The following is a 6,315-nucleotide window of genomic DNA, read 5'->3' as shown; positions in this document are numbered from 1 at the left end:
ACGCTTGCACCCTCCGTATTACCGCGGCTGCTGGCACGGAGTTAGCCGGTGCTTCTTCTGCGGGTAACGTCAATCGACGCGGTTATTAACCGCATCGCCTTCCTCCCCGCTGAAAGTACTTTACAACCCGAAGGCCTTCTTCATACACGCGGCATGGCTGCATCAGGCTTGCGCCCATTGTGCAATATTCCCCACTGCTGCCTCCCGTAGGAGTCTGGACCGTGTCTCAGTTCCAGTGTGGCTGGTCATCCTCTCAGACCAGCTAGGGATCGTCGCCTAGGTGGGCCATTACCCCGCCTACTAGCTAATCCCATCTGGGTTCATCCGATAGTGAGAGGCCCGAAGGTCCCCCTCTTTGGTCTTGCGACGTTATGCGGTATTAGCCACCGTTTCCAGTGGTTATCCCCCTCTATCGGGCAGATCCCCAGACATTACTCACCCGTCCGCCACTCGTCACCCAAGGAGCAAGCTCCTCTGTGCTACCGTCCGACTTGCATGTGTTAGGCCTGCCGCCAGCGTTCAATCTGAGCCATGATCAAACTCTTCAATTTAAGTTTGATTTGCTTAAACAAGTTAAGCGGTGCTCATCTGTAAAACGTCATAATGAATTTCATTATGTGTTCACTCGTGAGGCTTGATATTTTTTACGTCCGGAGACGCTGATATCAATCCTGCGAGTGCCCACACAGATTGTCTGATAAATTGTTAAAGAGCATACCGCGATTTACTGCGGCGCGGGCTGCGTATATTACGCTTTCCGCATTGTCAGTCAAGCATTTATTTTCGCTTAACTCACTGGTTCGTATGATTTCGAACCTACTCAACCCGGCGCTTCGTAAGCCGTTGTGCCGTGTCAGTGGAGGCGCATTATAGGGAGTTCTCGGAGGGTGACAAGTGCTAATTTCAAATAAAATTCCGAGTGCTGATTTTTTCAGCTAAAAGCCGCTAAAGCGCCAGTTTTTCCAGCAACGGGAAGCCATAACGCCGTAAAACGGGTGATAATTGTACCGCTTCGCCATCCAGCTCCGTACAAAATGCAACGTTCTGCTGCGATGAATGCACTTCAGGTGCTTCATGCTCCAGCAGCCAGGCTGTGCGTCGTGCAATTGCCGCACCGGAATCAATCAGACGCGTCCCTTCCGGTAACACCTGCTGCAACTCTTCGCGCAGTAAAGGAAAGTGCGTACAGCCTAAAACGACCGTATCCGGTGGCTCCGCCATCCGCAGCCACGGCTGAACAATACGGCGCACTTCATCCAGAGCCACCTCCGCACCATGGAGCTTCGCTTCTGCCAGTTCAACCAGCTCCGCTGATCCCAGCATCTCTATCTTGCAGGAACCGGCAAACTGCGACACCAGCTCATGGGTATAAGGACGGCGCACCGTGGCACGCGTCGCCAGCAAGCCCACTACACCATTTCGCGTCAGGCGCGCGGCCGGTTTAATCGCCGGAACCACCCCCACGACAGGAAAGGCAAAACGTTCACGTAAAGCGGGCAATGAAACGGTGCTGGCCGTATTACAGGCGATGATCACTAACGAGAGAGGATAGCTGCGGGTAATGGCCTCAACGATAGCGACCACCCGATCCACAATGAAAGTCTCGCTTTTCTCACCGTAAGGGAAGCCAGCGTTATCGAAGGCGTAAAGATAATGAAGATCCGGCAACAGCTGACGGACCTCATCATAGACAGAAAGCCCACCGACGCCGGAATCAAACACCAGCACGGTGGGACGCAAATCAGAAGTTGTAGCTGCCGCTGAGGTAATACTCTCGTCCTGGTGTCTGATAGCCATACACTGTCTCGTAATCTTTATCGAACAGGTTGGCAATTCTACCACGAACCGTGAGTTGTGAAGTGACAGGATATGAGACGGCGAGATCCCACAGGCTGACGCCCCCTAACTTCACGCGACGGCTGGGAGAGCTGTTAAAGTCCGTATCATAACGGTCACCCAGATAATGGTAGGTGACTGACCAGTCAAACTCATACAGCGTCCAGTCGAGCTGGTATTTCACCTGCTGCTTAGCCCGGCGTACGAGCGGCTGATCGGTGCTGCCATCCCGCGCGTCGACATAATCATAAGAGAGCTGATGCGCCAGCGGCCCGGTGTCGAATCCTGCGGTCGCTTCAACGCCTTTAATGCGAGCCTGCTTAATGTTGTAGTAACGGAAAGTCGCCGGATCATTATCAATCAGATTATCGATGTCGTTGCGATAGCCCGACACACGCCAGTTCACCGGTCCGCTCAGCCCTTCAAAACCGCCTTCCCACTGCTTACTTTTTTCAGGATCGAGGTCGCGATTGCCATAAAACGGGCTGTAAACCTGCGACAGATTAGGTGCTTTAAAAGCGGTGCCATAAGAGGCGAACGCGCGGTAGCCGGAGATAAACTCCCATGAGGCCGCCGTCTGCCAGGTGTTATGCCAGCCAAACTGATTGTTGTCGTCACCGCGTACCGCACCTTCAAGGGTGACGCTGCCAAACTGCTGCTGGCCGGTCAGGTAGAGACCGGTATTACGCTGCTCATAGCCATCTGACAAATAGTTCGTGCCCGGCTCGGTCGTCTCTTTCTGCCAGTCGACACCCGCGCTGATCGCCCCCTGCCCCACCTGCACGGTGTTGCCCCACTGCAGATTGTACTGGGTGACATCATCAAAGGTGGACGCGGCACCGTAGCGACCATTGCGCGGATCGTAGTTGATGTCTTTGGTATGGCCATAACTGGCGATGAGCTGGGTAGAGTAGAAGTCACGATTGAAGCGTAACCCGGTGTCCCAGGTCTGGCTGTAGAGCTGGCGGGTATCCGCCAGCCCAATAATATTGAAATTATTATCGTAGGTATATGAACCGTCGTAGGCGGTGCGGTTATCAAACCCGTAGCCGCGCACAAAACCACTGAGCTCATCGCTGAACTGATGCTCAAGGTTGCCATACAGGGTTTTGCTCATGAAGCCGTCGCGATCGTGCTGCGCCGGGCTAAAGTCATTGGGATAACCCGCCACCACATCATACCCTTTGGTATAGGTGTAGTTGCCTGCCAGGGTGAGCTTTGTCGCATCGCCCAGCATCTGCTGGGTTGAGCCGTCGTAGGATTGATAGCCGTTGGACCCGACGCCCGCCGTCAGCGTGGTGCCGGGTTGCGATCGGCCCGTAATGATATTCACCACGCCGCCAATCGCATCGGAACCGTAGACTGCAGAACGCGCACCGCGAATATATTCGATGCGCTGCACCAGTGACAGCGGGATCTGGCTGAGGTCAGACGAACCGGTGATGCCCGCCTGATTAAGCCGGATACCATCAATCAGGATCAGTACATGTCTCGATTCGGTGCCCCGAATAAACAGCGAACTCTGCTGCCCTAACCCGCCACTTTGCGCGACATCGACACCCGGCAGGCGGCGCATCACATCCGTCAGGCTTTTGGCCTGCCAGCGATCAATCTCATCATGTGTGACAACGGTGGTGGGTGCCAGCACACCTGAAACAGGTTCAGCAAAACGGTTGGCGGTGACTATTTGCGTATCATCATTCCCCTGAGCAAAACCGTATTGCGCCCAGAGAGAAATCGCCGTTGCGCTCAGAGCGAACAGCGAAGCAGTTTTTTTTGTCATTTTTATCGCATCCATAAGACGAAGCAGGATGCCGCAGGCCGACAATCAATAGCACGCGATGATTGTACGAGTAGCGACGTTACACCGGCAGGTCTTCGGGCTGGGAACCATAAGTGATGATGACTTCCCATCCCACAGGACAGTGTCTGCAATTGCACTCATCACGACATTCCTTACCGCTGCGCGTCAGCTCCAGATTCACACTGGATTCCCTATTAACTCGGGCTTGAGGCCGGCGTCTGCAGTCTACGGAGTGGAGATACGGAAGTCCAGACTGCCAAACATCTTCTCGCTGCGGGACTGGACATCAGCAAGTGAATGCCTACAATCGCCCGCTGGTAAGCTATTAATCAGGATTGCTCATGACACCCGAACATCTCCCCATTGAAGACTATGACGCACAGCTGGCGGAAAAAGTCAGTCGTTTAGAGACGATGATGACACCGTTTGCTGCGCCCGACGTGGAGGTGTTCCGTTCACCGGTCAGCCACTATCGGATGCGCGCCGAATTCCGCCTGTGGCACGACGGCGATGATATCTATCACATCATCTTTGATCAGCAGACACGCGAGCGGATCCGTGTTGATCAGTTCCCGGCGGCCAGCCAGCTGATCAATCAGCTGATGCCAAAGATGATCGCCGCGATCCGTGATAACCGTACCCTGCGTCATAAACTGTTCCAGATCGACTATCTGTCGACCCTGAGCAATCAGATTGTGATTTCGCTGCTCTATCACCGCAAACTGGATGATGAGTGGCAGCAGGCAGCCGTGGCGCTGCGTGACCAGCTTCGCGCGGAAGGGCTGGATGTGCAGCTGATTGGACGCGCCACCAAAACCAAAATCTGTCTGGATCGCGACTACGTTGATGAGTGTCTGTCGGTAGCGGGTCGCGAGATTATCTATCGTCAGGTCGAAAACAGTTTTACCCAGCCTAATGCGGCGATGAATATTCAGATGCTGGAGTGGGCGCTGGATGTGACGCAGGATTCACAGGGCGACCTGCTGGAACTCTACTGCGGTAATGGCAACTTCTCGCTGGCGCTGGCACGCAATTTCCGCCGCGTTCTGGCGACTGAGATCGCCAAGCCCTCTGTTGCGTCAGCACAATACAATATTGCCGTGAACCAGATTGATAACGTGCAGATCATTCGTATGGCGGCGGAAGAGTTTACCCAGGCGATGAATGGCGTGCGCAGCTTTAATCGTCTGGAAGGAATTGACCTGACCAGCTACGAATGCGAGACGATTTTTGTCGATCCGCCGCGCAGCGGACTGGATGAAGAGACGGTGAAAATGGTGCAGGCGTATCCGCGCATCCTTTATATCTCCTGCAATCCGCAGACCCTCAGCGACAATCTGCAGACGCTGGCGGAAACGCACGATGTGACGCGGCTGGCGCTGTTTGATCAGTTCCCCTATACCCACCATATGGAATGCGGTGTCCTGCTGACACGTAAAGCGTAAACAAAAACGGGAACCCTGAGGTTCCCGTTTTTTTTATCACTACTGATTACGCTTGCGCTTAAAACGCGTCGCAATCCAGAACACCAGCGCTACCATCAGAACGGTGGGAACGAAGTTGGAGCCAATATCCGGGTATTCTGCCCGCACCAGCGCGCTATAAACCAGAATCCCCAACAGGAAAAACGCCGCTGCCAGTCCTGGCATGCCGTCCGGCATATTGGTGTTGAGGTAACGCTGATGCAGACACCAGGCTGCCAGACCCAGCGCAATCAGCGGAAAAATCGAAAATGGAACAAAGGCGCTGAACAGCACAGAAAACGAGCCGTTAATTGCTAAGCCGGTAATAAAAGCCAGTACCAGTGTGCTTTTATCGCGAGTACCTGGGTGGGTCATGGACTGATCCTTACTCATTGCTCTTCGGGTTTTTCCAGGGTGGCCGCCAGTCGCTCTTGCTCCCGGCGGTACCAGTAATAAGCGCCTTTGGCGATCATACGCAGCTGTAACACCAGCCGATCCTCAAGCTTACGTCGCTGCTCAGCATCAACATCCAGTGCTTCTGCACCGGCGCTGAAAACAATGGTCACCATCGCTTCAGCCTGCGCTTCGGTAAAACTGCGCGGCATGCGATTTTCGACCTCAAGATAATCGGCCAGTTCAGCGATAAAGTGCTGAATTTCACGCGCCACGGCGGCACGAAAAGCGGCAGAGGTGCCGGAACGTTCACGCAGTAACAGGCGGAAAGCGTTGGGATTGTTGCCGATAAACTCCATAAAGGTCGACACCGACGTTTTAATGATGCTGCCGCCTTTGGCAATACGCTGGCGCGCCTGGCGCATCAGCTGTCGCAACATCAGCCCACTTTCATCTACCATCGTCAGGCCAAGCTCATCAACATCCTTGAAATGACGATAAAAGGAGGTAGGTGCAATCCCTGCTTCACGGGCAACCTCCCGCAAACTCAGACTGGCAAAACTGCGCTCGGCGCTGAGCTGACTGAAGGCGGCTTCAATCAGTGTACGTCGTGTACGTTCTTTTTGTTGCGCTCTGACGCCCATTCTCTCTGCCTTTAGCGGTGTTAAGCAGGCACTATAACAAAATTTTCAGCGTACAGATTGGCAATCTTTGTCACCGCCTGTGAACCTCACTCTTTGTCAAAATGTGATGAAAATCGCTGATAGAATTCAGAAGTGCGCGACGAGATGTTAGAATCTCGTTGTAAAAATGTATAAA

At 53.8% G+C, this 6,315-nt stretch carries 5 protein-coding genes, 1 rRNA gene and 1 riboswitch; of the genes, 1 reads left to right on the top strand and 5 read right to left on the bottom strand.

What is annotated here, in order from left to right:
- The 3 genes from HFD95_RS19630 to btuB form a co-directional block, all read right to left on the bottom strand.
- Positions 1-551 (bottom strand): 16S ribosomal RNA (locus tag HFD95_RS19630); the annotation flags it as partial.
- A gap of 394 nt (positions 552-945) precedes the next feature.
- Positions 946-1,797 carry a glutamate racemase gene (murI, locus tag HFD95_RS19625; protein ID WP_033759179.1) on the bottom strand — a complete coding sequence of 284 codons (852 nt, stop codon included), beginning with the start codon at positions 1,795-1,797 and terminating at the stop codon, positions 946-948.
- The gene (btuB, locus tag HFD95_RS19620; RefSeq protein WP_167430628.1) at positions 1,742-3,619 is read right to left on the bottom strand and encodes a TonB-dependent vitamin B12 receptor BtuB; all 1,878 of its coding nucleotides are present in this window, start codon (positions 3,617-3,619) and stop codon (positions 1,742-1,744) included. The genes murI and btuB overlap by 56 nt, the downstream gene beginning before the upstream one ends.
- A 68-nt stretch (positions 3,620-3,687) precedes the next feature.
- Positions 3,688-3,871: riboswitch (cobalamin riboswitch) on the bottom strand.
- 110 nt (positions 3,872-3,981) lie between these two features.
- Here btuB and trmA point away from each other — a divergent pair.
- Entirely contained in the window at positions 3,982-5,085 is a 1,104-nt protein-coding gene (gene trmA, locus HFD95_RS19615; protein ID WP_167430627.1) for a tRNA (uridine(54)-C5)-methyltransferase TrmA, read from the top strand.
- A 39-nt stretch (positions 5,086-5,124) separates the two neighbouring features.
- Here the strand turns inward: trmA and HFD95_RS19610 are convergent, their stop codons facing one another.
- Positions 5,125-5,478 carry a YijD family membrane protein gene (locus HFD95_RS19610; RefSeq protein WP_010258126.1) on the bottom strand — a complete coding sequence of 118 codons (354 nt, stop codon included), beginning with the start codon at positions 5,476-5,478 and terminating at the stop codon, positions 5,125-5,127.
- A gap of 14 nt (positions 5,479-5,492) precedes the next feature.
- Positions 5,493-6,140, bottom strand: coding sequence for an HTH-type transcriptional repressor FabR (fabR, locus tag HFD95_RS19605; RefSeq protein WP_010258128.1), 648 nt, complete (start codon positions 6,138-6,140; stop codon positions 5,493-5,495).
- Positions 6,141-6,315 lie beyond the last annotated feature (175 nt).

It is taken from the genome of Pantoea sp. EKM10T (assembly GCF_011800685.1).
GTDB classification, from domain to species: Bacteria; Pseudomonadota; Gammaproteobacteria; order Enterobacterales; family Enterobacteriaceae; genus Pantoea; species Pantoea agglomerans.
The sequence above is the reverse complement of the archived record's forward strand: the minus strand, read 5'-3'. Positions and strand labels throughout refer to the sequence as shown.

Excerpts from the sequence above, each read along its gene's own strand:
- murI (WP_033759179.1), bottom strand. The coding sequence starts at position 1,797 with ATGGCTATCAGACACCAGGACGAGAGTATTACCTCAGCGGCAGCTACA.
- btuB (WP_167430628.1), bottom strand. The coding sequence starts at position 3,619 with ATGACAAAAAAAACTGCTTCGCTGTTCGCTCTGAGCGCAACGGCGATT.
- fabR (WP_010258128.1), bottom strand. The coding sequence starts at position 6,140 with ATGGGCGTCAGAGCGCAACAAAAAGAACGTACACGACGTACACTGATT.
- trmA (WP_167430627.1), top strand. The coding sequence starts at position 3,982 with ATGACACCCGAACATCTCCCCATTGAAGACTATGACGCACAGCTGGCG.
- HFD95_RS19610 (WP_010258126.1), bottom strand. The coding sequence starts at position 5,478 with ATGACCCACCCAGGTACTCGCGATAAAAGCACACTGGTACTGGCTTTT.